The following is a 25,724-nucleotide window of genomic DNA, read 5'->3' on the forward strand; positions in this document are numbered from 1 at the left end:
TCGCTCCTTATACGGCTTCGGATTTCAGCGGCTGGGGTTGGCTGACGTCGGCATCGGTCTGAAAGCCTGCCATCCAGGAGAAGATGACGCCGAGGGTAAAGGCGACGCCGATGGAGAGCAGGAAGCCCAGGAACTGCGCCATGTGCCCCTCTTTGAAGAACACCGGCAGCACGGCGATGCCGGGGATGCAGTAACTCCAGGAAACAGCATTGAAGGCCCCCGCCACAGTGCCGCCGATGGCACCGGCCAGGCAGCCGCAGATGAGCGGACGCTTGAAGCGCAGGGCCACCCCGTAGATGGCGGGCTCTGTGATGCCAAACAGCGCGGTCACCCCGGCCGAGAGGGTCATGCTTTTTAGTTCCGCGTCTTTGGCCTTGAAATAGACCCCGAACACGGCGCCGGCGATGCCGAACACGGCGGAGGCTTGCAGACCGGTGAAGGTGTCATAGCCCAGGGTGGCGTAGTTGCCGACGGTGACTGGGGTGATGCCCCAATGCACGCCCAGGGTCACCAGCGGTGTCCATACAGCGCCTACCACGAAGCCGGCGATGGACGGGCTCAGATGATAGAGGGTGTTGTAGATGCCACCGATGGCACCGCCGATGAGGTTGCCGATGGGGCCGAAGGCCAGCAGGGTCAGGGGCACCATGATGGCGAGGCAGAACATGGGGGTGAACAGGTTGCGCACCACCACCGGCAGGATCCGCTCGAAGAAGCGCTGCACATAGGACATGGCCCACACCATCAGGATGATGGGGATCACCGAAGCCGTGTAGCTCAGATACTGCACCGGCAGACCGAGGAAGCTGAGTGGCGCGCTGTTGAGCGGCACCCCTACCAGGTTGACGATGGCCTCGTTGATGACTGGGTTCTCCATCGCCGACTGCATCAGCGCCTGCACCGCCGGATCCGCGGAGTTCGCGAGTATGATTTTGTTCGCGGTCAGCATGTTCATGTAATCGGGCGACACCAAAGCGCAGGCGGCGATCACGGCGGTGAAGGGGTTCACGTTGAACTTCTTGGCGGCGGTGAAGGCGACCATCACCGGCAGGAAGGTAAAGCCGGTCCAGGAGACGAAGTTGAGGATGCGGAAGGTGCCGCTGGCGGGGTCCATCCAGCCGATGGCGGCGAAGAAGGAGATGAGCCCCTGCAACACGCCGCAGGCGGCCAGCGGGTAGAGGAAGGGGGCGAAGATGCTGGAGATGATGTCCATCAGGTGGTTCACCATGCCCACCTTGGGCGCATCGACCACGGCGTTCTCGTCTACCTGCACCAGTTTTTGCACTTCCCGGTAGGCGTCCCCGACGTGGTTGCCGATCACCACCTGCAGCTGACCGCTGGACTCGATGACGGTGATGACTCCCTGTACCCGTTTCAGCACCTCCTTGTCGACCTTGGCCATCTCTTTTAGGACAAACCGCAGCCGGGTGGCGCAGTGGGTGACGCTGATGACGTTGCCGTCACCACCAATCAACTCGACGATCTGTTTCGCCGAGTCAGCATAGTTAATTGCCATAATGTTCCTTCCCTGCCATTTATTAATTAATATCGAAACAATTCAAATGTTGTGAATTGATGGTAGGGAAAGCACTCATCCTTGTCACGATATAACAAAATACCCATAGTGTTACTTGTTACATAAAAGACACACCCTGTGACACTTCGGCACTTATCTTGTTTGCCAATTGGCGACCAATGGATTCGATGATATAAATTACCGGCACCTGGGTAGTAATATCATATTCATTGTCGACCACCAGCCGCGCCGCATGATATGAAATATTGAAATCCGCCATCTGGGCCAGGGTGGATTTATTGTCGCTGGTAATAGTGATGAGCTTGCAGTGATGAAACAGGAACTGTTTCGCCAGCTTGACTATCTCGGTGGTCTCCCCGGAGACCGAGAGCACGATCGCCACCGCCTGCTTGTACATGTCGGTGTTGACCGGGTAGTAGGGATCGTCGATGTGGTTGCTGAACTTGCCGATGTTGGAGAAGAAGCGCGCCCCGTAGCGCCCCAGCGTGCCCGAGCTGCCCGCCCCGACGAAGATCACCCGCTCGGCCCCGGCGATCTGCTCGGCGGCGCTCGCGATCAGGGCATCGAACTCGTCGTTGTTGATGCTCTTGAAAAAAGAGAGAAACTCGTTGGCACCGTGCGGCAGGGATATTTCGCCGCGCTTCTCGGCATTCATTTTCAAATAGGCTTTGAATTCCGCATAACCGCTGCAATTCATCTTCTTGCAAAATCGCAATATGGTGGCGGTCGACACATCACAGGCTTCGGCCAATTCCCTGACCGTCATATAGATAACCGTCTGATGATGTTTCATCACATAGTTATATACCTTAAACTCGAAGGTATTTAATGTTGAGACCAACTGATTATTAAACATTGTTGTCCACCAGGCGCAGCCGCGTCCTTATTCAGGATAATGTCACGCAGTGTAACAAAAGGAGCAAACCGGTCGAGGAAGGATAAATCTAAAGGCGCGTTCTGTGATAACTATCACAATCAGATCGGCAGGGTGCTCCCGTATCTGCCCAAGGCTTCCATCAGAGAAGGGATATTCAGGCTCTGCATGGAGCCTAAATGTTGGTGGGTGTCACCCTGTCTATTACAGGACACAATATCGCGTTAACGGCGAGTACCTCCCGCCACTGGGGCTGCGGGCTTGTCCCATTCATACAAGGCCAGCAGGGAGTGAGCGTACTTCTCTATTTCTCCCCCAAGGCGCCTGAGCGCAAGCTGCCGCCAGTGGATGGACGTATCCATTCGTGATGCCTCTCTCGATGGCGGCCAACACAGTCCCCTGTTATCCGGCCGTGATGACGGTGCAGCCAGACGCCTCGAAATGACTCATGAGGACGGCGTCCTGCCGGCTGCAGATCAGGTAATCCAGCTCACTGGAGTGCAGGAAGGGGTAGGACGCCAGGGATTCCATCTTGTCGTCATTGCAGAGCACCGCCAAGGAGCCCGAGCGCGAGGCCACCCGCCGCTTGAACTCGCTGTCCTGATAGTGGATGGCACTGAACCCCAGATCCGAGGACCAGGCGCACACCCCGAGGAAGCAGAGATCGAAGCGGAACTTGTTGATGGACTCCGCCGCCGTGATATCGACGGCGCCGCCGACCATGTAATCCAGCTCGCCACCGATCAGAACTGTCCTGATGCCCTTTCGCTCCAGGAGCCGCACGGCAATGGCCGGGCTGTTGGTCACCACCGTCAGGCCCAGCTGCTCGGGCAAGAGGACGGCCAAGGACAGATGGGTGCTGCTGGCATCGAGGAAGATAAGCTGATCCTTCTTGATTATCTTCAAGGCCGCCAGGGCCAACGCCTGCTTCTCGTTGACCTGGTTCTTGCTGCGCTCCGTCAGGGTACTGGTCTGCGGCGACAGCGAGATCGCGCCCCCATGAATGCGCTTGCAGCGCCCCTCATCGGCGAGATGGCGCAGGTCGCGCCGGATCGTCGCCTCAGTGGTGCCGAGCTGGGGCGCCAGATCGGCTGCCATCACCTTGTGGTGTGATGCCAGCAGATCCAGGATCAACAGCTGCCGCTCTTCCAGTGAATACTTTTCCATAGATAACTCTGTGCCTTCAGGTGGTGGGGTTAGTCATGACGTTGCAGGGCCAGCAGTTGCAATATGGTGTGCATGACGGCGTCTTCGTCATTGGAGCGGGTGATGAAATTGGCCGCCGCCTTGGTCTCATCGCAGCCATTTCGCATCGCGAAGCTGAGATCGGCGCAGCCCATCAGCTCGATGTCATTGAGCCCATCCCCAAACACCAGGGTTTCATGCTTGCCAGCCCCGACCAAGGCCTGCAGCCTGGCCACAGTGGTGCCCTTGTGCACCCCCGCGTTGGCGATATCGATCCAGTTCTTCTCGGACACGACGATATAGGCATCCTCATTGAAGGCATCGAGCTCACCTCTTAGCTCAGGGCAGCGACCCTGCTCGTCATAGACGGTGATCTTCACGAAATCGGCGCTGATCTCGTTAAAATCGCTGACGGTTTTGACTTTGCTATAGGAGCGGCGCACCAACTCTTTCAGGTGGGGTTCGATATCCTCCCTGATAAAGGCGAACTCGGGGGTGCAGGCGATGGTGATATGCGAGCCCGGCACCCGCGCGAGCTGCGCTATGATGGCCAGCCCCAGGCGGTTTTGTAACAGCGACTGATAGACATAGCGGCCCTGATGCTTGATGCGGGTCGCGCTGTCTCCCAGGATCCAGAAGTTCGCACTCTCCTCCCCCAGCAGCTCCTCGACCCTGTCCACCTGCTTGCCGGTGCAGGGGGCGAAATGCACCCCTTGCTGCGCCATGGCACTGACGACCTCGGAGAAAAGCGCCCGGTTGTAGTCCCCCCGGCTGTTGAGAAAAGTCCCGTCCATGTCAGTAATAATCAGCTTAATCATGATCTTACCTTTAATTCCATCACCATTGTGATCACTATATCACCGCCACAAAATGAACACAAACAAACACAAAATTGATGTTTTATGTTTATTTTGGTTCACTTATGTCATCTTGATACTCGCCGCATTCGCCGATCACCTCGGTGAATGGGCGTATCCCTCTGTTTATCAAGTTATTCAGGAGTCACCATGTTGTCCGCACTGGCCATGAAGCTGCCGCACATCGACAGGCTGGCCACCAGAGCCACCTTCTTCTGCTCGGGATTTGCCACCGCCGCCTGGGCGTCGAGCATTCCCTTCATCAAGCTCAATGTGCAGCTCAGTGACGGCGCCATGGGATTGATGCTGCTCTGCTTAGGGTGCGGCGCCCTGATCGGCATGCCTGTCTCCGGCATCTGTACCAGTCGATTTGGCTGTAAAAAGGTGCTGATCGGCGCTGTTTCTGCTATCGCCCTGCTGTTGCCACTGCTGGTGCTGGCCACCTCCCCCTCGGCATTGGCCATCACGCTCGTGCTCTATGGCATCAGCATAGGGACCACGGGTTGTACCATGAACACTCAGGCCATCGCCGTGGAAAAGGAAGCCAACAAACCGCTCATGTCCGGCTTTCATGGCTTCTACAGCCTGGGCGGCATGATGGGGGCCTTCGTCCTGACCCTGCTATTGACCGCGGGCATCACCCCCCTCGCGGCAACCGGGATCACCTCATCCTTGATCATGGCGCTGCTGATCTTGAGCACCCCGGGATACAGCACCCAGGTTGTTTCACACTCCGGCCCCTACTTTGCCATGCCAAGAGGCTCGGTCTTTATCATCGGCATCGTCTGCTTCGTCTTCTTCCTGGCCGAAGGCACAGTGCTGGACTGGAGCGGCATCTTCTTAAATGAGTACCGCGCCATTCCCGCCAGCGCCGCTGGCATGGGCATAGTGTGCTTCTCCATCGCGATGACCCTGGGGCGCCTGCTGGGAGATGCCGTCGTCACCCGCCTGGGGGCCAGAGCCGTGGTCACACTGGGGTCACTCATCGCCATCAGCGGCTTTCTCATCAGCCTGTCGCTGCCCCATTGGCAAACTGTGCTGCTGGGCTATGCCCTCATCGGAGTGGGCTGCTCGAACATAGTGCCCATCATGTTCTCGGCCGCGGGCAAGCAGAATGTCATGCCTGGCCCCCTGGCCATCACGGCGGTCTCCAGCCTGGGTTATATCGGCGTGCTCTCGGGCCCCGCCATCGTCGGCTTTGGCGCCGAGCTAGCTGGCTTGCCGGCAGCGCTCTACGGCGTCGTCTTGCTGGTAGCGCTTGCCCTCTTGCTCAGCAAGCGAGTGCGACTGGCGCCGGCAGCTTGAATGAATGCCATCAATTTGTCTGGAGGAGATATGAAAAACCCTATTTTCGGCGAAGTGGTACTGAATGCGCAGGATATAGAGCTGGGGGTCGAGGTGATCGCCAAGCGACTCAACGAGCGATTCAAGGAGGCGGTGGTGATAACCGTGGTGCCGGGGGGCATGCTGTTCACGGCGGATCTGGTCAGACGGCTCGAGTTTGATATCGCCATGGATTATATCTCCTGCCCCCACACCCCGGGTGAGCGCCACAACGACTCCCACATCGTCTTTCACGACAATATCGGCATCCAGGGCAAAGACGTCATCCTGATGGACGATGCCATCGAATCGGGCAGTACCATGAAGCGGCTGGTAGAGCATCTGCAAACCTTCTCGCCAGGCTCCCTCTCTATCGTGACCCTGTTTGTGAAACCGGGCCGCATCGATATTCCGGCCGAGCAATTTTATGCCTATGAGATGGCAACGGATGAGCTGCTGGTGGGCTACGGGCTGCCCTGGGAGCACAAGTACAGAAACATCCCCACTATCTCCAAGCTGAAGAGATAACGGCGCGACAGGAATACGGTTGTGTATGGCTAGGCTGATAAAACCCAGAAAGCAAAAAACCGACCCTGAGGTCGGTTTTTCAATTTCACGGCGGGGAGGTCACGGGTCGGAATTGACTCGCGCCCTCCCTGGCGCTCACCCTGCACTCAGCCTGCGGCGGTCCAGGAGGGCTATCCTGCCCTCTTGTCGAACCTGGGCCCAAACCGAGCCGCCCATCATCGGATAAAACAAAAGGGCCTGTCTTGCGACAGGCCCTTTTGTTTTATTTGGCGGTGAGGGAAGGATGATTCGCCACTGCGTGGCTCACCGCTATATTTACCCTTCAGCAGATCGTAATCGGAGTACATATGGGCACCGTCATTGACCAGATTGGCGGCCAGCAGCGGTGGCGCGGCATTTCCCAAGGTTTTGCTGATGATGGCGCCAAAAGATTGCACGGCGTTGGCCGCAGCCAAGGAGGTATCAATCACTTGGCCCTGCGTCGCACCATCCACACTTTGGGCGATGCTCACCGGCGTGGCATGGAAGGACAAGACATCAGAAACGGTGTTGACGGTTTGTGTATTCAGTTTACTCATGGTCACGCTCCCTATGACTGATTTGATTGGCATTGCTGGCGATAACGAATTGAAACAGAACGATTACTTGGCGGGAACACCTTTGTGGCAAACCAGAGCCACAATAGCTAAGGAGAGGATGGTCAGTATCAACAAGTGCTTGGCCAGCCATTCGTCGCTTGACCTATAACGCAGTAGGCCTTTGTACGTATTTTCATAGCTTATCAAGACCTGCTCACCTTCCTGCACCTGCCACGCCTGTTCGAAATAAAAGGGCCACCAAAATCTGTAATAAGGCTGACTCCAGACCGTGACCCGTTTTCCTTTTGCGGCAAGCAACGCTGCTTTGTTATAGATACTACCTCGATAGGCTATTTCCTCTCCCGAGTCCGTCAGGATCCTGATCGCGGAGTCATGTGCAGTACGGAGGGGCTTATAAACCTGCACAAGCACCCCCTCATTTTTCGTCAACTGTTCCAGCGGCAGGGCGGGGTTCAGCAATTCAACGTATAAAACCACGCTCCAGAAACCAGCCATGATGGCTACCGCCACCAGAAACTTGGTCCACCCCTTTTGCATGGCGCAGATACCGAACACACGCCAGAACCAGGTGGATTGAAAGCGCACCTTCGTCATTCGCCATTGTTTGCGTAATGCGAAATTTTCCATAGTCATGCTTTATTGATCCCTGTGTATGTTTCCAGCTGCCATCTGCTGCAAGGGGACATTACGACCTGCAGAGCCCATCATTTCTTGGTTATGGGTGAGAAGACTATGTCGCCTCAGGGAGGGTTATGCCCTGCACCATCTCAGCCCACCCAGTTTTTCTGGGGGGATTACCGCATAATGGATGGTATAGTGAAAATCACAAAAAAAGGAAAAACCAAATAAATTCAATTGTTTGGGATTATCATTTGGCGGTGAGGGAGAGATGATTCGCCACTGCGTGGCTCACCCCTTCGGGGCGACCTACGGCCGTTTATCGCGGCGAGCCGCTCTGCTCGAACCCGGCGAGGGTTCTCACCCTCTCTCGAAGGCATCAGAGAAGATGTCGGCTGGATAGCAAAAAGCCGACCCTGAGGTCGGCTTTTAAATTTGGCGGGGTCGGGATTGACTCACACCATCCCTGGCGTTCGCTCTGTGCTCAGCCTGCGGCTGTCCAAAAGGACTATCCTGCCCTCTTGTCGAACCAGGGTCCAAACCGAGCCGCCCATCATCGAATAAAACAAAAGGGCCTGTCTTGCGACAGGCCCTTTTGTTTTATTTGGCGGTGAGGGAGGGATTCGAACCCTCGATACGTTGCCGTATACACACTTTCCAGGCGTGCTCCTTCAGCCACTCGGACACCTCACCAAATTTTGGTCTGTGGTTTAACGTGTTCAGCCAACACGGGTTCACTGCGCTAACGCGCCGGAACGGGGCGTAATTTAGGGTAAAGGTCCGCCGCCGTCAACGGCTTTTTGAGGCAGATGAACCGTTCGCACATTTAACGCACAGATCAGTGAACAGACTCTGGTGCAACCTGGATTTCCGGCAGGTTCAAGAAGCCCAGTCGCTCGCATTCGGAGACCACTTCGTGGGTCGCCGCCGTGGTGCTCTCGATGAACAGCAGGAACTGCTCCACGGTGAGCCCGGCCTTGGTGAAGACGGTATGACCCACGATGAGGCGCGGCAGGTTGTCATCTATGATGTCGAGGAACACCTTGAGGGACGGATACTGCATATTGAGACGGCCCAGTTCGGCCATCAGCGGCAGCAGCGACGAGGGGCGCACCTCCAGCTCAGATGAAAACAGCAGCCCTTCCTCTTCGACGAAGACCCGGCTCTCCTGGATACCCTCGACGGATTGCAGGGACACCATGTGGATGCCGTGGCACTGATCGCAAACATAGTGCTCAATCCGAGCCTGTTGCAGCCAACGCATTATCATTTCAGAGCTGGGGATATTCATCATTTTCACGAACACAATAAGGATCAAGGGGCGCAGTCTAAACCAATTTTCCGGTAACCAAAAGCGCGCAGGCCGGATAAGCCGGCGTCTCGCTTCTTTTTGGCAAGCGCTATGCATATACTCAGCCATTCTCGCCTAACACTCGCCCCACAGGGGGCCCGATGACCATCCAAGAAAAATATCGCCTGCACCTCAAATCCCTCTCGGATGAATTGCTTGCCCTGCAAAAACCCATTCGTATCCTGGATGCCATCAAGTGGCCCCGCCACCTGCAGACCGAGTTTCTGGCCAAGGGGGGGCGCGAGCTGCCCGCCATAGACGCGAACTTCTACCACGCCCTCCCCCTGGACTTCGATCCGCGCAACAAGTACCTGGAGCTCAAGGAGCTGAGGGACAGGATCAGGCGTCGCCTCGGCCCCCAGGACGATCTGGGGCGGATCCTGCAAGAGACGGTGGATCAGTACATGGTGGTCATCGAGATGTTGCGCCAGCGCGGCCAGCCCGAGTTTCAGCGCTACAGCCAGATCCTCTACGGCTCGGCGAGCGATCACCTGCGCGGGGATCGCAAGACCTTGAAAGAATTGGGCGCCCGCCTGTGCGACATCTTTTCCCTGCCCGGCGCCCGCCACCTGGTGCGCCCCTACCCCAAGGAATTTGAAGGGGAAGCGGCGGTGGCCAAGCTGCAGGGCAAGCTGTCGAGCTACTTCGAGGATGGCGCCATCCAGGTCAAGCTCAGCGATGGCATCGTCTCGGACGCCGCCGCCGGCGGCGATTACATCAAGCTGAGCTCCCACGCCCGCTTCTCGGAGCTGGACTTGCAGGTGCTGGAGGTACACGAGGGCTGGGTGCACGTGGGCACCACGCTCAATGGCCGCCAGCAATCCTATGCCACCTGGCTCGGCGCCGGCTCGCCGCGCATCACCGCCTGCCAGGAGGGGCTGGCGGTGCTCATCGAAACGCTCACCTTCAGCTCCTTTCCGGATCGGGCCAAGCGCATCTCGGATCGGGTGATGGCCATCGACATGGCGGAGCGCGGCGCCGATTTTATCGAGGTGTTCCGCCACTTTGTCGAGAAAGGTACCAGCGAGCACGACGCCTACAAGATCACCCAGCGGGTGTTCCGTGGCGGCATGGTCGAGGGGGGCGCCTGTTTCACCAAGGATCTCTCCTACGTGAAAGGCTATGTGGAGACGGTCAACTTCATCCGCAGCGCCGTGCTGGAGGGGGTACCCGAGATCCTGCCCATGCTGTTCGTCGGCAAGGTGACCCTGGACGACATACCCGTGCTCTATCAGCACTATTTGGAGGGGCTCATCGACGCCCCCCGCTACCTGCCCCCCATGTTTCGGGATCTCACCGGCCTATACGTCTGGTTCGGCTTCGCCTCCGGCATGTCCCTCGTCGACATAGGACGGGTACAGCAGCATTTTCGTCAGCTGTTCCATCGCCTGCCGGTGGCCGACCCCATCATAGCGCCGGTGGATATCGAGCTGGACTAAGACGGTAGCTCTGGCCAATGAGGCCGAGCCATCGACAATAAAAAGGGCGCCTTGTCGGCGCCCTTTTCGATCATGGGATTCGGTTACTTGAAGGCCCGGCCATCCAGGTAGTGCTTGCGGCACAGGGACACATAGCGATCGTTGCCGCCTATCTCCACCTGCTCGCCATCGCGCATCACCTGCCCCGCCTCGTTCACCCGGGAGTTCATGTGCGCCTTGTTGCCACACCAGCAGATGCTTTTGAGCTCCTCGAACTTGTCCGCCAAACAGAGCAGATGGTAGGAGCCCGGGAACAACTCGCCGCGAAAATCGGTCTTAAGGCCGTAGGCGATGACCGGGATCTTCAGCTCATCGACGATGCGCGCCAGCTGATAGACCTGCTCCCGGGTCAGGAACTGGGCCTCGTCGACGATGAACACATCTATCTTCTTCTCGCCGTGGCGGGCCTGGACCATCTCGAACAGATCACAGCTGTCACTGAACACCTCCACCTTCAGCTCCAGCCCTACCCTGGCGCTGATCACCCCGGCCCCGAAGCGATCGTCGATGACCGGTGTCATGGCCAGCGGATACATGCCGCGCTCCAGATAGTTGAAGTGAGCCTGGATGAGCTGGGTCGACTTGCCCGAGTTCATGGTGGCGAATTTATAGTGCAGTGAAGCCATGATGCTGTTCCGAAACTGAATTTATGGGGCGCATGCTAACCAAAGCCCCCGCCAAAACCAAGGGGCCCGTGGGCCCCTTGTTTAATTTATGCGGCCTGGCTTATGCCATAGCCAGCGTGCGCTCCAGCCGCGCCTTGCGCAGATGGTAGCTGGAGAAGATGACAAACCAGAGGGCACTGACGGTGAAGCCTGCCAGCACGGAGTGCATCAGCCCCATCACCAGGTAACCGAGGGCGGCACCGAAGGCGATGGCCAGCGCATAGGGCAGCTGGGTCATCACATGATCGATGTGATGGCAACCGGCGCCGGTGGCCGACAGTATGCTGGTGCTGGAGATGGGCGAGCTGTGATCCCCGAATACCGAACCCGCCAGCACGGCGGCCAGCATGGGCAACATCAGGCTGATGTCGCTGGCGGCAGCCATGTCACCGGCCAGCGGCAGCATGATGCCGAAGGTGCCCCAGCTGGTGCCGGTGGCAAACGCCATGGCGCAGGAGAGCACGAACACCACGGCCGGCAGCACCTCGATGGGCAGGTTGCCGTTGGCCATGGAGGCCAGATACTTGCCGGTCTCCACATCGCGCACCACGGCGCCGATAGTCCAGGCGAACAGCAGGATATTGATGGCCGGCAGCATGGCCATGATCCCCTGGGGAGCGGCCTTCATCCAATTGCGCGCACCCAGCTTGAGGCGCATGGCGAGACCAATGGAGACCACCAGGCTACACAGGGCACCGTAGACCAGGGAGGAGCCGACGTTGGTGTTCTCGAACGATCCGAGCACGCTGAACGGCAGGCCTTTGCCTTCCAGCACGGCGGCACCTGAGTCAATCATGAAGTAGACGGTGGCCAGGGTCAGGGTCAGGATCGGCAGCACCATGTCGATCATGCCGCCATTGCTCTCCTCCGGAGACTCCATGTCCAGACCGATGGGGCGGCCCTTGGACTCATCCCACAGCTTGCCTTCCAGCGCCCACTGCTCGTGCTGACGCATGGAGCCGATGTCGAGCTGGAACGCGATCACCACCAGCACCATGATCAGGGTGAACACGGCGTAGAGGTTCATGGGGATCATCTCGACGAAGGCGGAGATGGGGCTCTGCTCGGTCAGACCGTGAGCCGCCATTATGCCTCCCACCAGGGCGATGATATAGGCGCCCCAGGAGGAGATGGGCATCAGCACGCAGACGGGAGCTGCGGTGGAGTCCAGCAGATAGGCCAGCTTGGCACGGGAGATCTGGAAGCGATCGGTGACCGGACGGCAGATGGCGCCCACCGACAGACTGTGGAAGAAGTCATCGATGAAGAAGGCAAACACCATCATGCCGGTGAGGGCCTTGGCCCCCTTGCGGGTTTTGGCGCGCTTGGCGGCCCACTCGGCGAAGGCGCGAGTGGCGCCGGAAACGCTCATCAGGCTGATGAGGCCACCCAGCAGCAACATGAACAGGATCATGTTCACGTTGTCACGATTCAATGCACCGTCGACCCAGAAGATCTTGAGCACTGTGTTCAGCATGTAATGCAGGGAATCGAGGGGTGAAAACTGGTTCAGCAGCAGGCTGCCGGCAACGATACCCACTCCGAGCGACACCAGGACGCGACGGGTGATGATCGCCAGGGCGACGGCCAATAAAGGGGGAATGACGGACCAACCGGAGTCGGCGTAGTGAACGATTTCCATGATCTCTTTGCACCTAAAGACAGCAGGTGGAGATCTACCGAGAGGATAAAGAAACAAAACCCATGGGGAGGTAATACTCCTCAGCCCCTTCAGGTAGCGCTCCATAGTGGATGACTATGGCAGTCCTGCACCTGTTCGATGCAGAACCAGCAACCCGGTATGATGGCCTGGTCACTTCGGCGCCGACTCCTTTCCCCGAGCATCGCAGGCATCACCCTCCGCTCGGTTACTCATAGGCAGCGCGCCTCTACTTAAAGGTATTCGAGACACATTTTATCGAGGCACGGTGTGATAGCAAGTTTTTTGATTAAAATTCAACGCGAGTGTGGCGATCCTGCACGAAAAGGTAGTCAAATGGTGCGATAAATCGAATGTGGGCGATATTTTCACCTACCCAGACCTCATATGGAAATCTGTCATACCAATATAAGACGGGCCTCTTATCGGCAAATAGCCGCGAGCTTAATTTATAAGTCGAATTAATTAATTCAGCGTGCTTGACTTGATGCGGAAGCCACCTATAAATTAGCGGAAAGCCTATCCCATCCCTGAATATTTCTGCTCGCGTGGTAGCCAATATGAACGAATTTTTGAAAGTACTGCTGAATATCCGGAGCCTGCGGGCAGCCTGTCGTGAATTGACCCTGGAGCAATTGGAAGAAGGCCTGGAAAAATTCACCGCCATCGTCACAGAACGCCAGCAGGATGAATCTGCCGAGCGTCAGGCCCGTGAAGAGCATCAGAAGAAAATTGCCGAATATGCCGAAATGCTGAAGGCCGCCGGGATCGATCCTGCGGAATTGGTTGGCACTGTCGCCGTCGATGCACCCAAGGCAGGTAAAGGCAAGCGTGCCCCCCGCCCCGCCAAATATCGTTACCTCGATGACAACGGCGTGGAAAAAACCTGGACCGGTCAGGGTCGCATGCCCTCCACCATTGCCAAGGCCGTCGCCGAAGGTAAATCCGTGGAATCTTTTGCCATCTGACTTCACGTCGTTGGCCAAATAAAAAACCTCGCACCGGCGAGGTTTTTTATTATCCGTGTAATAACACACTCAGCCCCGATCGGCCGCCTTGACCCAGAGCACTTCCGGGGTGCCGGTGCAGACCAGCAGGTATCTCGCCACCGTGAAGAACCAGTCACTCAGCCGGTTTAAGTAAGGCAGTATGGCCGGATTGACCTGCTCGGCGCGGCTCAATCCCAATAACAATCGCTCGCAGCGGCGGGTCAGGGTGCGCACCACGTGGGCCTGGGCCGCAGCCCTAGAACCGCTCGGCAAGATGAAATTGCGCAATACCGGCAATTGGGCGCTATAGGCATCTATTTGTTGCTCGAGTCGTAGCGTCCAGCCTTCATTGACTTGCCACAGCGCCGTATTTTGCGCCTCGCTGGAAAAGGCCAGCTCGCCGCCCAAATCAAACAGCTCTTGCTGCAACAAAATCAACTCGGCCAATAATCCCGTCTCCTGCGCGGGTATTTCCGCCATCAGCAGACCTATCTGGGAATTAAGCTCGTCGATGGCGCCATAAGTCTCCACCCGCATATCATCCTTGGCGAGTTGACTGCCATCGGCCAACCGGGTCAGCCCCTTGTCGCCCTGCCGCGTATATATTCTCATGCCGACATCCTGTTAATGATGGGAATAATAATGGACTCAAGCCCATTGAGCTTTATCTCGTATGCCAGCGCCAATGACTGACCAAGGGAGCCTGCGGGAAATCCGCTGCGGGCCATCCACACCAGATAGGGCTCAGGAATATCTATGATGCGCCAGCCCCGATATTTGCCGTAGGGCATCTTGCCCGCCAGGGTCAGCAATACCCGCTCGTCCGAGAGGCTCTCCATCTTAATCGATATTCAGATATTTGTGGGTCTGGATAGAAAGCCGCCAATTACGGGCGATACAGGTCGCCATGGCGAGCTCGGTGGCCCGCGGTTTCTGGCTGATGGGTTGCAGCGCAACGATCACATCAGCCCGCAATGTGGCGGTTTCCAGCAGGGCGTCGAGCTCCTCGATGTGACGCTCGGTCGCCACCGGGTGCTTGATCTCGTTCGCCCGCTCCAGCGCCGACACCAGCACGGGCAAGCCGCCCTTCATGCCAATTTTCGGCGAGACTGTGACCCAGGTCTGCTCATGGGTCAGGATCTCGCTGGTGCCGCTGGTTTCGATCTGCACCTGATAACCCGAGGCCAGCAGGGCGCCAGAGAGCTCGGTGAGATCGTAGAGGCAGGGCTCGCCACCCGTGATGACCACGTGGCGCGCCTTGTACCCCAGGGTCTCAAAGCTCGCCAGTATGTCGGCCGTGCTCATCTTGCTCCAGCCATCGGATTCGTTGGAACGATCGAGCACCTCGCCCTTGCCCACCTCACGGGCCGGATCCACCACCCAGGTATGGCGGGTGTCGCACCAGGGGCAACCCACGGGGCAGCCTTGCAGGCGAACGAAGATGGCGGGCACGCCAGTAAAGACGCCCTCCCCCTGGATGGTCTGGAAGATCTCGTTGATTGGGTAGTGCATGCTGGTCACGACTTGTTGCAAAAGGCGCGGATTATACCCCAAACAGTGGCAAGACTCACAATCCGGTTTTCGTGTGCAGGCGCCCCATGACGCCAACCCTGTCCGCCAGATACTGATTCAGGCCACGGCTGCGCAGCTCGCAGGCGGGGCAAGTACCACAACCGTCCCCCTGAATGCCGTTGTAACAGGTGAGGGTCTGCTGGCGCACGGTATCCAGATGACCGTAGTGATCCGCCAGCGCCCAGGTTTCGGCCTTGTCGAGCCACATCAGGGGCGTCTCGAAGCGAATGCCACGATCCAGCCCCAGCGACACCGCCTGATTGAGGGCTTTCACGAACTCGTCACGGCAATCCGGGTAGCCGGAGAAATCGGTCTCGCATACCCCGGTGATCACTGTGTCGGCACCGACCTGATAGGCATAGATGGAAGCCAGGGTCAGAAACAGGATGTTGCGACCCGGTACGAAGGTATTGGGCAGGCCGTTGTCTTGCAGCTCACCGCTGACCGGGATCTCGTCCCGGGTCAGGGCCGAGACAGCGAGCTCCCCCAGCATGGTCACGTCCATCACCTTATGGGCTTTGATGCCAAACGATTTGGCCAGACGGCGGGCCGTGTCTATCTCTTCCCGATGACGCTGACCGTAATCGAAGGTGATGGCGTGCACTTCGCCATACTTGGCCTGTGCCTGCACCAGGCAGGTGGTGCTGTCCTGACCACCACTGAATACCACGACGGCTTTTTTCACCTTGCTCACTCCTCTCTTGATGCTGGATATGCGGTTCTAACTACAGGGCTCTGAATACGCAGTGCTAACTGCGCTATGTCAGGTACGGCGACCCTGGGCAAAGTCGTGCCACTGCTGGTTTAAATGGGTAAAGAGATCCATCAGCGGGGCAAAGCGTCCCTCATCCCCTTCCCACTGGGATAACAGATGGTAGCCTGCCTCCAGGGTCGACAGCGCCTCGGGAAACGGCTTCTTGCGAATGGAATACTGCCCCGGGATGGCACCGAGCTTGATCCTCGGCAAGCGCAGCAGGGCCGGGTTGCTGTGCAACATGCGATAGGCCTTGCGCCAGGTACCATCGAGCAGGATAAAGTGCACATCGGGTTGTACCTGCCCCGCCTGAGGCGCGCACTGGGCGCGCACCTGCGACAAGGTCAGTGCGCTCTCATCCGGCCAGAGCAAGTAGCAGCGCACAGTCGGAGAAGCCATCAAGGCATCGAGCCAGGGTGCATCCTCGAACGTCTCCCCAACATGGATACTGGCCTTGGCAAGGGAGGCCGCCAGCAGGGCCGCCGTCCCCTTGGGGTGCCCGACCTCGGTGGGATGCTGCAGGATATGGAGCGGGGCAAGATGGCTGACGCACCGAATATAATCACACAGACAGGCTTTGAGGGCTCGGGTGCAGCGTGTACAGTATCGGCTCTCTTTGTCGCTGGGTTGTTTCATGCTGTCAGAAAAATCGGGTCTGTTCTGGGTCATCACGTTTTCGCTCGTCACTGCCTTGCTCTTCTTTACCGTCCCGAATCACCTGCTCTCCTTCGATCGCCCCCTGATCGCCCAGGGTGAAGGGTGGCGCATCATAACAGGCAATCTGGCCCACACCAATGGATGGCACCTGCTGCTCAACCTGAGCGGGCTGGCGGTGCTCTACAGCCTGTTTCGTGAATACCTGGCGGCTTGGCGCCTGCCCCTGGTGCTGCTCCTGCTCTGCACGGCCGTTGGCCTCGGCATCTGGTGGTGGTGCCCGCAGACCCAGTGGTACATGGGGCTGTCCGGCGCCCTGCATGGGCTGTTCGTGTGGGGCGCCCTGCAGGATATCCGCTATCGCCGCCACTCTGGCTGGTTGATGTTGCTGGGGGTCGCCATCAAGCTCGGGCTGGATTTTTACAGCGCGGGGGAGAGTCCGGTGGCGACGCTCATCGGCGCTCGCGTACACATCGAATCCCATCTCATTGGCTCGGGAGCCGGTCTCCTGCTCGGCCTGATCCCCCTTGGCCTGGGGAGTCAGACCATCAAGTCGTGAGCCCGCGCTTGCCTGAAGGTGCGCGGATCCCACTCTTCACTATCATTACCATGCCTGAAACAAAACGGGCCGGATCCAGGATCCGGCCCGTTTTCATTACCAGCCTGGTTATCAGCTCAGCTCGGCGTTGATGCTGGCGAGCATGGCGGCCGGATCGGCAGCCTGGGTGATGGGACGACCTATCACCAGGTAGTCGGCCCCCGCCTCCACCGCCGCGCGCGGTGTCATCACCCGGCGCTGATCCCCGGCGGCCGAACCCGTCGGGCGAATGCCCGGGGTTATTAGCTTGAACTCGCGGCCCAGCAAGGCTTTGAGCTCACTCGCCTCCTCGGCGGAGCAGACCACCCCATTCAGCCCGGCGGCTTTGGTCAGCGTCGCCAGCCGGATCACCTGCTCGGCCGGAGTGGCACTCAGGCCCAGGGGGGCCATGTCAGACTGCTCCATGCTGGTCAGCACAGTCACGGCGATCAGCAGCGGCGCCTTGTCGCCATAGGGCACGAGAGCCTCCTTGGCGGCCCGCATCATGCGCTCGCCGCCACTGGCGTGCACGTTCACCATCCAGACGCCGAGCTCGGCACTGGCGGCAACCGCCTTGGCGACCGTGTTGGGAATGTCGTGAAACTTCAGATCCAAAAAGACATCGAACCCCTTGGCCACCAGCTGGCGCACGAACTGGGGGCCAAACAGGGTAAACATCTCCTTGCCCACCTTGAGGCGGCATTGGGCCGGGGAGATCTGTTCGATGAAGGCCAAGGCATCCGCCTCGTGCTGATAATCGAGCGCAACCAGTACTTTGGGATCTAGCATCTCACTTCCTATCGATGGTTGTTCACCGCCCGGCGCATTCGCCCCGGCTCGGTTTGAGGGCACCATGGCCACACGGCTGGCCTGGCTTATGACATCTTGGGTATCGGCTTATTCCCCATCCAGCCCACGAATGGGCTTGATGGAGCCCCACTGGCGGCAGGAGGGACACTGCCAGAACAGGGAATGGGTGGCGAAACCGCACTGACGACACTTGTGGGTCGACTTGATCTTGATCTGCTCGCCGACCAGCTGCTGCAGCAGCTCCAGACTCTCCTTGGCGGGCCCTTCCTCAGCACTCGCCAGCTGGAAGCCGACCAACTGGTAGAAACCCTTCATGGAGGGGTGGCGGCGCAATTGACGCAGCACCAGGGCGCGGGCCTGACTCAGGCCATCGCGGGCCTCCACCAGGTTGGCCAAGGCCAGGGTCACGCTGACACCAGCATGATCTTCCACCGCTTTTTCAAGTAACGGGATTAACTCCTGGCTACGCCCCATCTGCTGGTAGCAAGCAAGCAGTTTGGGCATGGCCTCGGAGGCAAAATCCATGTCCTGCTCGAACACCCGCAACAGCTCCTTGCTGGCGTCCTCAAACTTGCCCTCCTCCATCGCGAGATCTGCCAGACGCAGGCTGGCGCGGGCACAGGCGGCATTGACGCCGAGCGCCTTTTTCAACCTAGCACGACCCGCTGGCTTGTCGCCGTCACGCAAGGCGCTTTCCGCCTGTTCGCAATAGAAGTGAGAGATGGGCTCGGCCAGCTTCTTGCCCTGGAACTTCTGCAGCCGCACAGCGACGTCGATGGCCTTGTCCCAGTCACGTAACTGCTGATGGATGACCAGCAGCTGGGCCAGCGCCGTCTCTTCAAAATCGCTGTCCTCGCACAGCTCATTCCAGATGGCTTCGGCCCTGTCCAGCAGGCCGGCGGCGAGGAAGTCACGGGCCAGCTCCTGCAGGGCAAGCTGACGCTGCTCCCGGGTCAGCTGGCGGGCGACCAGGTTCTGGTGGATCTTGATGGCGCGGTCAACCTCGCCACGCTGGCGGAACAGGTTGCCAAGAGAGAGGTGGGTTTCGATGGTTTCGCTGTCCACTTCCAGCAGCTGGATGAAGAGATCCACCGCCTTGTCCGACTCGTCGGACAGCAAATAGTTGAGGCCCGCCACATACTGGCGGGAAAACTGGTTACTCTGTTGCTGGGTGTCCTGGCGAACACTCCTGCGTCCCATGTACCAGCCATAGCCAGCGGCAATCGGTAACAGCAGGAAAAGCAGTTCAAGCATGGAGGGACGTTATTCCTTGGCTGTTGACCGAGCCAGCTCCAACTCGCGGGATTGACGACGCATGGTGCGATTGAGGGTGCGATTTTGCAACTTGAGACGCAGGAACAAGAGGCCGAATACCAGCCAGCCCAGCAGGAAGCCACCGGCGAAGAAGAAGCCAAGCAACATGGAGAGTGAGAATTCGCCTTGGGCAATCAGATAGTTGAACTGCACCAGCTGACCATTTTGCGAACCGATGGCGAGGGTCAGTACAAACACCAGCACCAATGGAATGAGGGCCAAGATACGCTTCATGAGAGCTCCCTGTCTGTAGCTAATGAGATACTGATTATCCTTAAAATCGCCGGCAGACTCTAGAGCGAATGGGAAAAGAGTGCGAGAAACCCGACAATTAGCCGCGCTAATGTCGCAAAAATAAAAAAGGCATACCCAGGTATGCCGTTTTCTGCATTATTCGATGATGTTGACGCGTTCGCGTAACTCTTTACCAGGCTTGAAATGCGGGACATATTTCCCAGTCAGTTCAACCTTGTCCCCGGTTTTGGGGTTGCGACCCACACGGGGGGCACGATAGTGCAGTGAAAAACTTCCAAATCCGCGGATTTCAATCCGGTCGCCGTTTTGCAAGGTCGATGCCATCTGTTCAAGGATCTCCTTGATGGCGGCTTCGACATCTTTGGCCGGCATATGCATGCGGCTGGCAGCCAATTGTTCGATGAGATCTGATTTGGTCATAAGGTTAAATCTCCTTCCCCGATCACATGCAATTTTCATTATGCCAAGATAAAAAAGGGCGGCGTAACGCCGCCCTTTTCTTGCATCAAGGATTACTCACCCTTGGCGGCTTTGAATGCTTCCATCATAGCATTGCTGAACACAACTTCTTCTTGTTGGTTCAGGCTATCGATAGCAACACGCTCATCAGCCTCGTCCTTAGCACGGACAGACAGGCTTACGGTGCGGTTCTTACGATCAACGCCCATGAATTTAGCTTCAACTTCGTCACCGACAGACAGAACCAGAGTCGCGTCTTCTACACGGTCACGAGCAGCATCGGAGGCACGCAGGTAGCCTTCCACGCCGTCAGCCAGTTCGATCACGGCACCCTTGGCATCAACCTCGGTAACCTTACCCTTCACGATAGCACCTTTCTTGTTGTCAGACAGGTACTTGTTGAACGGGTCTTCTTCGATCTGCTTGACGCCCAGGGAGATGCGCTCACGCTCCGGGTCCACTTGCAGAACAACGGCTTCGATCTCGTCGCCCTTCTTGAATTCACGCACGGCTTCTTCGCCCTGGTTGTTCCAGGAGATGTCAGACAGGTGAACCAGGCCGTCGATGCCGCCATCCAGACCGATGAAGATACCGAAGTCAGTGATGGACTTGATCTTGCCGGAAACACGGTCGCCCTTGGCGTGAGTTTCGGCAAACAGCTGCCACGGGTTGGATTTGCACTGCTTCAGACCCAGGGAGATACGACGACGCTCTTCGTCGATGTCCAGAACCATCACGTCAACCACGTCGCCAACGTTAACAACCTTGGACGGGTGGATGTTCTTGTTGGTCCAATCCATCTCGGATACGTGTACCAGGCCTTCAACGCCTTCTTCGATTTCAACGAAGCAGCCGTAGTCGGTCAGGTTGGTCACGCGGCCAGACAGACGGGTGGTCTCCGGGTAACGCTTGGCGATAGCAACCCAGGGATCTTCGCCCAGCTGCTTCAGACCCAGGGATACACGGGTACGCTCGCGGTCGAACTTCAGAACCTTGACAGCGATTTCGTCGCCAACGTTGACGATTTCGGAAGGATGCTTAACGCGCTTCCACGCCATGTCGGTGATGTGCAGCAGGCCGTCAACACCGCCCAGATCTACGAATGCACCGTAGTCGGTCAGGTTCTTGACGATACCCTTAACTTCTTGACCTTCTTGCAGGTTGGCCAGCAGGCTTTCGCGCTCGGAGGTGTTCTCGGTTTCGATCACGGCACGGCGGGAAACAACAACGTTGTTGCGCTTCTGGTCCAGCTTGATGACTTTGAACTCGAGTTCTTTGTTTTCCAGGTGAGCGGTGTCACGGATCGGACGCACGTCAACCAGGGAACCCGGCAGGAAGGCACGGATGCCGTTCAGCTCAACGGTGAAACCACCCTTGACCTTGCCGTTGATGATACCGATAACGGTAGCTTGCTCTTCGTAAGCCTTCTCAAGCTGCAGCCAGGCTTCGTGGCGCTTGGCTTTTTCGCGGGACAGCTTGGTTTCGCCGAAACCATCTTCGATAGAGTCCAGAGCCACGTCAACGGTGTCGCCTACATTGATTTCCAGCTCGCCCAGGGCGTTCTTGAATTCTTCAGCAGGAATGGCAGACTCGGATTTCAGACCGGCGTCAACCAGTACAAAACCGTTCTCGATAGCAACGACGGTACCCTTGACGATGGAACCTTGACGGGTTTCAACGGCGTTCAGGGACTCTTCAAAGAGTTGAGCAAAAGATTCGATCATTGTTTGTGTCACAAATGAAACATCCACTCGCAATCCGGCACAAGCGGGGTTGTTTTAAATTATCTGCGCCATCCATGGTGCAGACGACTGACATCAGCTCGCGCTAACATCACCAAGTTGTTGCTCTGCATAGGCGAGTACTGTTACCAGCACTTCGTCTATGGTCATAGACGTTGAGTCTACCACAAGAGCATCTTCAGCGGGTTTCAGGGGGGCAACGGCGCGATTTCTATCGCGATCGTCACGTTCCCGAATCTCGGTTAAAAGACGCTCAAAGTTAACATCAAAGCCCTTATCTTGCAACTGCTTATAGCGGCGCTGTGCCCGCTCCTCGGCGCTGGCGTCGAGGAAAATCTTCACTTCGGCCTCGGGGAAAACCACGGTACCCATGTCGCGGCCGTCGGCAATAAGGCCAGGCCGCTGACGGAAGGCACGCTGGCGGCGCAGCAGGGCTTCGCGCACCCGGGGGAAGACGGCAATCTTGCTGGCGGCGTCGCTCACTTCCTGGGAGCGGATGGTGCGGGAGACATCCTCCCCTTCCAGCACCACCTTGACCTGCTCGCCCTCGACCTGGAACTGCACGTCCAGATTGGCGGCAAGTGGCACCAAGGCCGCTTCGGCGTCGAGCTCCACGTCGTGGTGCAGGGCGGCCAGGGCCAGTACTCGATAGATGGCGCCGGAGTCGAGCAGGTGCCAGCCCAGCTTCTCGGCCAGCAGCTGGCACAGGGTGCCTTTACCGGCACCGCTTGGGCCATCGATTGTCATCACGGGGGCCATCTGAGGCATAATTTTTCTCCTGCGCACTCTGTGTAGCTGGGTTGCACGCATCCCTGGCGGGATGGGGTAATGGGCGCCGATTATACCCAAATGCGCGCCGCCTTGCAGTTATCCGACTGCACATTTGCGCAGAAGTCGTCGCGATTGCGCCTATTCTGACCATTTGGCCAAACCACTCGTCACCGCAAGATTTTGTTCTTATGGTTGTTATGGATGAGGCGCGCTAAACTGTCCGCCCTTTTTAAGCAGCTGTAGTCAGGAGCAACCCTATGAGCAGCATTACTCTCGTAGCCAAATCCAAGTTGCCGACCCCCTGGGGTACCTTCACGCTGGTGGGCTTTCAGGAAACCGGCACAGGCAAGGATCACGCCGCGCTGGTGATGGGCGATATCGCGGACGGTGAACCCGTGCTGGGACGTATTCATTCCGAGTGTCTGACCGGGGATGCCCTGTTCAGCCTGCGTTGCGACTGCGGCTTCCAGCTGCAGGCGGCCATGCAGAACATCGCCAAGGCCGGCCGTGGCGTCTTGTTGTATGTGCGCCAGGAAGGGCGCGGCATCGGCCTGCTCAACAAGATCCGGGCCTATCACCTGCAGGATCAGGGTGCCGACACGGTCGAGGCCAACGTGGCGCTGGGCTTTGCCGCCGACATGCGCGATTACACCATCTGCGCCGACATGCTCAAAGCCTTGGAGGTCAAGAGCCTCAAGTTGATGACCAACAACCCGCGTAAACTCAAGGCCATGGAGAGCTTCGGCATTCCCGTGGCGGAGCGGGTTCCCCTGCAGGAGGGGCGCAATCCCCACAACGAGTTCTACCTCTCCACCAAGGCGAACAAGCTGGATCACCTGTTCAAGAAATAGTGTTTCTGATCTGTCGACCCTGGTAAAACGCCTCCCATCGGGAGGCGTTTTTATTTGTGAGAATCACATTTTACGAGACGTCACACTACCTATCTTGCCTGTGACAGCAGAAAATCTCTCAGTGCCCGGTTGGCCATGGAGAGGGGATCCCCTCGTCGCCAGGCCACGCAGAGGTCGAGGAAGATGGGCGGCTCAAAGGGCACGCCGGTCAGGGCCGTCTCGTCGTCCAGCACCATGCGCAGGAAGGTGGTCACGGCAAACCCTTGGCGCACCACGGCCTTGAGCAAGGGGATGAGGTTGCTCTCGAAGCCGATATTGGGATCGAGCCCGAGCCCCTGGGCCAGCGCCTCCATGTGCTCGCGGTGATAAAAACCGCGCCTGAACATGGCGAGCTCCTGGCTGAAAAATTGCGGCAATGTCACTGCGCTGGCCTGGCGCAGGGGATGCTCCTCCCCCACCACCATCAGCATCTCTTCGCGCAGCAGCTGGGCACCCTCCAGCGCCGGCGGCAGATCGCCTGTGATGAGGATGGCCAAGTCCAGACTGCCGTCCAGCATGCGGCTGAGCAGCTCCCGGCTGCCCGCCTCCTCCACCCGGATCTTGAGACCGGGATAGCGATGCTTGAACGCCATCAGGATGGGGGGGAAGTAGTAGGAGCCCATCATGTAGGGGATGCCGATGCGCACCTCTCCCCGCTCCAGCCCCTTGAGCTCCGCCATCTCCGCCTCGGCCTGGTGCATCTGCAGCAGCAGGCGCTCGGCGTGGCGACAGAGCACCTCCCCCTCCGGGGTGAGGCGCACGTTGCGATCCTGGCGGTCGAACAGACGCAGCTCGAGTTGGCTCTCCAGCTTGGCGATGGCCATGCTGACCGCGGGCTGCGCCACGTGCAGCCCGTTGGCGGCCTTGGTGAAGGAGCCGGCGTCCCGCACCGCGAGCAAATAACTGAGCTGTTTCAGATCCACATCAATTCCATTTATCAGACTGATAACATAAATATATTATATTTATATCAAGCGGCGCACTAGTCTGCGGTTATCTCCCAGATATCGCTGCAAAAAAGCAGTCAGGACAACCGCATATGATCGAAGTTGGCAGCCGCGAGTGGATGCGCGCCACCCTGGCCCTGAGCCTGGGCTCCTTCCTGGTGTTTCTCAACCTCTACCAGACTCACCCCCTGCTGCCCCTGCTGGCGCAGGTCTTCTCCGTCAGCTCCTTGTCGGCGGGCTGGACCCTGGCGGGTTGCACCGCCGGGCTCGCCGCCTCCCTGCTGATCTGCGCCCGGCTGGCGGATCGCTTCGGCCGCCGCCGGATCATGCTATGGAGCCTGACCGGCGCCATCCTGCTCTCCCTGTGCATCCCGCTCATCAGCCAGTTCGATCAACTGGTGATGCTGCGCATCCTGCAGGGCGTCTTGCTGGCAGGCCTGCCCGCCACCGCCATCGCCTACATGGGCGAGGAGTTCAGCAAGCGCGCCCTGCTCTCCGCGGTCGGAGTCTACATCGCCGCCAACTCCCTCGGTGGCATCGCCGGTCGGGTGGTCGGTGGCCTCTTGGCGGGCTGGTTCGGGGATTGGCAACACACGTTTATTGGCATCGGCCTCATCAGCCTGGCCCTGCTGCCGCTGGTCATCTGGCTGCTGCCGGCCCAGACCCGCTTCGTGGCCGTGGTGGCCGAACCCGGCCAGCTGCGCCGCGCCATCGCGAGCCACCTCAGCAATCCGCTGCTGGTGGGTGCCTACCTCATCGGCGGCCTCAACTTCATGGTGTTTCTGAATCAGTACAGCTACCTCACCTTCCTGCTGGCCGAGCCCCCCTTCTCCCTGCCGACCCAGTGGCTCGGCATGCTGTTTCTGACCTACCTCACCGGCACCGTTGCCTCTTCTTTAAGCGGGCGCTGCGCCAATCGCTGGGGGGCCCAGCGGCTGCTGCTCGCCGGCATCCTGCTGATGGCCATGGGCAGCCTGGCGCTATTGCAAGGCTCCATCACCGCCATCCTCATCGGTCTGCTTATCTCGAGCTTTGGTTTCTTCCTCGCCCACGCCTGTGCCAGCGCCTGGGTGGGCCAGCACGTGGAGCACAACCGGGCTTTGGCCTCGTCGCTCTACCTGGTGGGTTACTATCTGGGGGCCAGTCTGGGGGGTCTGTATCTGCACCCCTTCTGGGAGCGCGGAGGGCTTGGGGGTCTGGTGCTCGGCATCGAGCTGGTACTCTGCGCCACCGCAGCGCTCAGTCTCTGGCTCGGACAGCTGAAGGGACGCTCTGCGCGTCCCCTCTCCTGTCACTCGTCGTCCTGATCGCGCGG

General features: G+C 58.5%; 28 protein-coding genes, 1 tRNA gene, 1 other RNA gene and 1 riboswitch. Of the genes, 7 read left to right on the forward strand and 23 right to left on the reverse strand.

All coding sequences use genetic code 11. The features are described 5' to 3' along the window. Positions 1-7: 7 nt before the first annotated feature. The 4 genes from CUC44_RS05050 to CUC44_RS05065 form a co-directional block, all read right to left on the reverse strand. Positions 8-1,516 carry a PTS transporter subunit EIIC gene (locus tag CUC44_RS05050; protein ID WP_100858902.1) on the reverse strand — a complete coding sequence of 503 codons (1,509 nt, stop codon included), beginning with the start codon at positions 1,514-1,516 and terminating at the stop codon, positions 8-10. 118 nt (positions 1,517-1,634) lie between these two features. Further along, the gene (locus CUC44_RS05055; RefSeq protein ID WP_100858903.1) at positions 1,635-2,393 is read right to left on the reverse strand and encodes a MurR/RpiR family transcriptional regulator; all 759 of its coding nucleotides are present in this window, start codon (positions 2,391-2,393) and stop codon (positions 1,635-1,637) included. Between the two features lie 420 nt (positions 2,394-2,813). Continuing rightward, positions 2,814-3,578, reverse strand: a complete 765-nt coding sequence (locus tag CUC44_RS05060; protein ID WP_100858904.1) for a DeoR/GlpR family DNA-binding transcription regulator — start codon at positions 3,576-3,578, stop codon at positions 2,814-2,816. A gap of 29 nt (positions 3,579-3,607) precedes the next feature. Further along, on the reverse strand, positions 3,608-4,414 hold the full coding sequence (locus CUC44_RS05065; protein WP_100858905.1) for an HAD family hydrolase: 807 nt from the start codon (positions 4,412-4,414) through the stop codon (positions 3,608-3,610). Between the two features lie 189 nt (positions 4,415-4,603). On the opposite strand from CUC44_RS05065, the gene CUC44_RS05070 reads away from it, so the two are divergent. Then, complete coding sequence (locus CUC44_RS05070) at positions 4,604-5,758, forward strand: MFS transporter (RefSeq protein WP_100858906.1); 1,155 nt, start codon at positions 4,604-4,606, stop codon at positions 5,756-5,758. 30 nt (positions 5,759-5,788) lie between these two features. Continuing rightward, positions 5,789-6,304: a phosphoribosyltransferase gene (locus CUC44_RS05075; RefSeq protein ID WP_100858907.1), complete on the forward strand. Its 516-nt coding sequence runs from the start codon at positions 5,789-5,791 to the stop codon at positions 6,302-6,304. Positions 6,305-6,519: 215 nt separating this feature from the next. Here the strand turns inward: CUC44_RS05075 and CUC44_RS05080 are convergent, their stop codons facing one another. From CUC44_RS05080 to CUC44_RS05100, 5 genes are all read right to left on the reverse strand, one after another. Next, positions 6,520-6,882 carry a hypothetical protein gene (locus CUC44_RS05080; protein ID WP_100858908.1) on the reverse strand — a complete coding sequence of 121 codons (363 nt, stop codon included), beginning with the start codon at positions 6,880-6,882 and terminating at the stop codon, positions 6,520-6,522. Positions 6,883-6,945: 63 nt separating this feature from the next. After that, positions 6,946-7,536, reverse strand: a complete 591-nt coding sequence (locus CUC44_RS05085) for a hypothetical protein (RefSeq protein ID WP_157812745.1) — start codon at positions 7,534-7,536, stop codon at positions 6,946-6,948. Between the two features lie 240 nt (positions 7,537-7,776). Then, positions 7,777-7,905, reverse strand: a non-coding RNA gene (locus tag CUC44_RS05090) — RtT sRNA. 221 nt (positions 7,906-8,126) lie between these two features. Next, positions 8,127-8,214 (reverse strand) — tRNA-Ser (locus tag CUC44_RS05095). 145 nt (positions 8,215-8,359) lie between these two features. Continuing rightward, complete coding sequence (locus CUC44_RS05100) at positions 8,360-8,815, reverse strand: type III secretion system chaperone family protein (protein ID WP_208621027.1); 456 nt, start codon at positions 8,813-8,815, stop codon at positions 8,360-8,362. A gap of 158 nt (positions 8,816-8,973) precedes the next feature. On the opposite strand from CUC44_RS05100, the gene CUC44_RS05105 reads away from it, so the two are divergent. After that, positions 8,974-10,311, forward strand: coding sequence for a flavohemoglobin expression-modulating QEGLA motif protein (locus CUC44_RS05105; protein WP_100858910.1), 1,338 nt, complete (start codon positions 8,974-8,976; stop codon positions 10,309-10,311). An 83-nt stretch (positions 10,312-10,394) separates the two neighbouring features. Here CUC44_RS05105 and CUC44_RS05110 read toward each other — a convergent pair whose 3' ends face one another. Then, positions 10,395-10,976 (reverse strand): thymidine kinase, encoded by a 582-nt coding sequence (locus CUC44_RS05110; protein ID WP_100858911.1) that lies wholly within the window; start codon positions 10,974-10,976, stop codon positions 10,395-10,397. Between the two features lie 100 nt (positions 10,977-11,076). Next, positions 11,077-12,657 (reverse strand): Na+/H+ antiporter NhaC family protein, encoded by a 1,581-nt coding sequence (locus CUC44_RS05115; protein ID WP_100858912.1) that lies wholly within the window; start codon positions 12,655-12,657, stop codon positions 11,077-11,079. 86 nt (positions 12,658-12,743) lie between these two features. After that, positions 12,744-12,915, reverse strand: a riboswitch (Lysine riboswitch). A gap of 320 nt (positions 12,916-13,235) precedes the next feature. Here CUC44_RS05115 and CUC44_RS05120 point away from each other — a divergent pair. After that, a complete protein-coding gene (locus tag CUC44_RS05120) occupies positions 13,236-13,643 on the forward strand; it encodes an H-NS family histone-like protein (protein WP_100858913.1) in 408 nt (135 codons plus the stop codon). Positions 13,644-13,712: 69 nt separating this feature from the next. Here the strand turns inward: CUC44_RS05120 and CUC44_RS05125 are convergent, their stop codons facing one another. The 5 genes from CUC44_RS05125 to CUC44_RS05145 all read right to left on the reverse strand — a co-directional run bounded on the left by CUC44_RS05125 (position 13,713) and on the right by CUC44_RS05145 (position 16,659). After that, a complete protein-coding gene (locus tag CUC44_RS05125) occupies positions 13,713-14,276 on the reverse strand; it encodes a cob(I)yrinic acid a,c-diamide adenosyltransferase (protein WP_100858914.1) in 564 nt (187 codons plus the stop codon). After that, positions 14,273-14,503: a DUF3820 family protein gene (locus CUC44_RS05130; protein ID WP_100858915.1), complete on the reverse strand. Its 231-nt coding sequence runs from the start codon at positions 14,501-14,503 to the stop codon at positions 14,273-14,275. Before CUC44_RS05130 ends, CUC44_RS05125 begins: the two co-directional genes overlap by 4 nt. A 1-nt stretch (position 14,504) precedes the next feature. After that, the gene (queE, locus tag CUC44_RS05135) at positions 14,505-15,176 is read right to left on the reverse strand and encodes a 7-carboxy-7-deazaguanine synthase QueE (protein WP_167388786.1); all 672 of its coding nucleotides are present in this window, start codon (positions 15,174-15,176) and stop codon (positions 14,505-14,507) included. A gap of 55 nt (positions 15,177-15,231) precedes the next feature. Beyond that, a complete protein-coding gene (gene queC / locus CUC44_RS05140) occupies positions 15,232-15,921 on the reverse strand; it encodes a 7-cyano-7-deazaguanine synthase QueC (protein ID WP_100859120.1) in 690 nt (229 codons plus the stop codon). A gap of 78 nt (positions 15,922-15,999) precedes the next feature. Continuing rightward, positions 16,000-16,659 carry a tRNA-uridine aminocarboxypropyltransferase gene (locus tag CUC44_RS05145; RefSeq protein WP_208621028.1) on the reverse strand — a complete coding sequence of 220 codons (660 nt, stop codon included), beginning with the start codon at positions 16,657-16,659 and terminating at the stop codon, positions 16,000-16,002. Here CUC44_RS05145 and rrtA point away from each other — a divergent pair. Then, entirely contained in the window at positions 16,625-17,203 is a 579-nt protein-coding gene (rrtA, locus tag CUC44_RS05150; protein WP_244166714.1) for a rhombosortase, read from the forward strand. The genes CUC44_RS05145 and rrtA overlap by 35 nt on opposite strands. Positions 17,204-17,314: 111 nt before the next feature. Here the strand turns inward: rrtA and pyrF are convergent, their stop codons facing one another. The 6 genes from pyrF to cmk form a co-directional block, all read right to left on the reverse strand. Next, the gene (gene pyrF / locus CUC44_RS05155; protein ID WP_100858918.1) at positions 17,315-18,010 is read right to left on the reverse strand and encodes an orotidine-5'-phosphate decarboxylase; all 696 of its coding nucleotides are present in this window, start codon (positions 18,008-18,010) and stop codon (positions 17,315-17,317) included. Positions 18,011-18,118: 108 nt separating this feature from the next. After that, positions 18,119-19,285 carry a lipopolysaccharide assembly protein LapB gene (gene lapB / locus CUC44_RS05160; RefSeq protein ID WP_100858919.1) on the reverse strand — a complete coding sequence of 389 codons (1,167 nt, stop codon included), beginning with the start codon at positions 19,283-19,285 and terminating at the stop codon, positions 18,119-18,121. A gap of 9 nt (positions 19,286-19,294) precedes the next feature. Next, positions 19,295-19,579, reverse strand: a complete 285-nt coding sequence (locus tag CUC44_RS05165; protein ID WP_042016623.1) for a LapA family protein — start codon at positions 19,577-19,579, stop codon at positions 19,295-19,297. A gap of 156 nt (positions 19,580-19,735) precedes the next feature. Beyond that, on the reverse strand, positions 19,736-20,020 hold the full coding sequence (gene ihfB, locus CUC44_RS05170; RefSeq protein ID WP_005299934.1) for an integration host factor subunit beta: 285 nt from the start codon (positions 20,018-20,020) through the stop codon (positions 19,736-19,738). Between the two features lie 92 nt (positions 20,021-20,112). Beyond that, complete coding sequence (gene rpsA / locus CUC44_RS05175; protein ID WP_005327816.1) at positions 20,113-21,783, reverse strand: 30S ribosomal protein S1; 1,671 nt, start codon at positions 21,781-21,783, stop codon at positions 20,113-20,115. Between the two features lie 93 nt (positions 21,784-21,876). After that, positions 21,877-22,569: a (d)CMP kinase gene (gene cmk / locus CUC44_RS05180; protein ID WP_100858920.1), complete on the reverse strand. Its 693-nt coding sequence runs from the start codon at positions 22,567-22,569 to the stop codon at positions 21,877-21,879. Positions 22,570-22,829: 260 nt separating this feature from the next. Between cmk and ribA the strand changes: the two genes are divergently transcribed. Beyond that, complete coding sequence (ribA, locus tag CUC44_RS05185) at positions 22,830-23,423, forward strand: GTP cyclohydrolase II (RefSeq protein ID WP_100858921.1); 594 nt, start codon at positions 22,830-22,832, stop codon at positions 23,421-23,423. Between the two features lie 89 nt (positions 23,424-23,512). Here the strand turns inward: ribA and CUC44_RS05190 are convergent, their stop codons facing one another. Next, positions 23,513-24,385 (reverse strand): LysR family transcriptional regulator, encoded by an 873-nt coding sequence (locus tag CUC44_RS05190; protein WP_100858922.1) that lies wholly within the window; start codon positions 24,383-24,385, stop codon positions 23,513-23,515. A 116-nt stretch (positions 24,386-24,501) separates the two neighbouring features. On the opposite strand from CUC44_RS05190, the gene CUC44_RS05195 reads away from it, so the two are divergent. After that, positions 24,502-25,716 carry an MFS transporter gene (locus CUC44_RS05195; RefSeq protein WP_100858923.1) on the forward strand — a complete coding sequence of 405 codons (1,215 nt, stop codon included), beginning with the start codon at positions 24,502-24,504 and terminating at the stop codon, positions 25,714-25,716. Positions 25,717-25,724: the final 8 nt, after the last annotated feature.

The organism is Aeromonas lusitana (genome assembly GCF_002812985.1).
Lineage (GTDB): Bacteria > Pseudomonadota > Gammaproteobacteria > Enterobacterales > Aeromonadaceae > Aeromonas > Aeromonas lusitana.

Coding starts and splice junctions, on each gene's coding strand:
- CUC44_RS05065 (WP_100858905.1), bottom strand. CDS start 4,414: ATGATTAAGCTGATTATTACTGACATGGACGGGACTTTTCTCAACAGC.
- CUC44_RS05195 (WP_100858923.1), top strand. CDS start 24,502: ATGATCGAAGTTGGCAGCCGCGAGTGGATGCGCGCCACCCTGGCCCTG.
- CUC44_RS05055 (WP_100858903.1), bottom strand. CDS start 2,393: ATGTTTAATAATCAGTTGGTCTCAACATTAAATACCTTCGAGTTTAAG.
- CUC44_RS05105 (WP_100858910.1), top strand. CDS start 8,974: ATGACCATCCAAGAAAAATATCGCCTGCACCTCAAATCCCTCTCGGAT.
- CUC44_RS05080 (WP_100858908.1), bottom strand. CDS start 6,882: ATGAGTAAACTGAATACACAAACCGTCAACACCGTTTCTGATGTCTTG.
- cmk (WP_100858920.1), bottom strand. CDS start 22,569: ATGCCTCAGATGGCCCCCGTGATGACAATCGATGGCCCAAGCGGTGCC.
- CUC44_RS05070 (WP_100858906.1), top strand. CDS start 4,604: ATGTTGTCCGCACTGGCCATGAAGCTGCCGCACATCGACAGGCTGGCC.
- CUC44_RS05100 (WP_208621027.1), bottom strand. CDS start 8,815: ATGATGAATATCCCCAGCTCTGAAATGATAATGCGTTGGCTGCAACAG.
- queE (WP_167388786.1), bottom strand. CDS start 15,176: ATGCACTACCCAATCAACGAGATCTTCCAGACCATCCAGGGGGAGGGC.
- CUC44_RS05085 (WP_157812745.1), bottom strand. CDS start 7,536: ATGACTATGGAAAATTTCGCATTACGCAAACAATGGCGAATGACGAAG.
- pyrF (WP_100858918.1), bottom strand. CDS start 18,010: ATGCTAGATCCCAAAGTACTGGTTGCGCTCGATTATCAGCACGAGGCG.
- CUC44_RS05120 (WP_100858913.1), top strand. CDS start 13,236: ATGAACGAATTTTTGAAAGTACTGCTGAATATCCGGAGCCTGCGGGCA.
- CUC44_RS05115 (WP_100858912.1), bottom strand. CDS start 12,657: ATGGAAATCGTTCACTACGCCGACTCCGGTTGGTCCGTCATTCCCCCT.
- CUC44_RS05060 (WP_100858904.1), bottom strand. CDS start 3,578: ATGGAAAAGTATTCACTGGAAGAGCGGCAGCTGTTGATCCTGGATCTG.
- CUC44_RS05050 (WP_100858902.1), bottom strand. CDS start 1,516: ATGGCAATTAACTATGCTGACTCGGCGAAACAGATCGTCGAGTTGATT.
- CUC44_RS05130 (WP_100858915.1), bottom strand. CDS start 14,503: ATGGAGAGCCTCTCGGACGAGCGGGTATTGCTGACCCTGGCGGGCAAG.
- CUC44_RS05075 (WP_100858907.1), top strand. CDS start 5,789: ATGAAAAACCCTATTTTCGGCGAAGTGGTACTGAATGCGCAGGATATA.
- ribA (WP_100858921.1), top strand. CDS start 22,830: ATGAGCAGCATTACTCTCGTAGCCAAATCCAAGTTGCCGACCCCCTGG.
- CUC44_RS05165 (WP_042016623.1), bottom strand. CDS start 19,579: ATGAAGCGTATCTTGGCCCTCATTCCATTGGTGCTGGTGTTTGTACTG.
- ihfB (WP_005299934.1), bottom strand. CDS start 20,020: ATGACCAAATCAGATCTCATCGAACAATTGGCTGCCAGCCGCATGCAT.
- lapB (WP_100858919.1), bottom strand. CDS start 19,285: ATGCTTGAACTGCTTTTCCTGCTGTTACCGATTGCCGCTGGCTATGGC.
- CUC44_RS05145 (WP_208621028.1), bottom strand. CDS start 16,659: ATGACCCAGAACAGACCCGATTTTTCTGACAGCATGAAACAACCCAGC.
- rpsA (WP_005327816.1), bottom strand. CDS start 21,783: ATGATCGAATCTTTTGCTCAACTCTTTGAAGAGTCCCTGAACGCCGTT.
- rrtA (WP_244166714.1), top strand. CDS start 16,625: ATGCTGTCAGAAAAATCGGGTCTGTTCTGGGTCATCACGTTTTCGCTC.
- CUC44_RS05125 (WP_100858914.1), bottom strand. CDS start 14,276: ATGAGAATATATACGCGGCAGGGCGACAAGGGGCTGACCCGGTTGGCC.
- CUC44_RS05110 (WP_100858911.1), bottom strand. CDS start 10,976: ATGGCTTCACTGCACTATAAATTCGCCACCATGAACTCGGGCAAGTCG.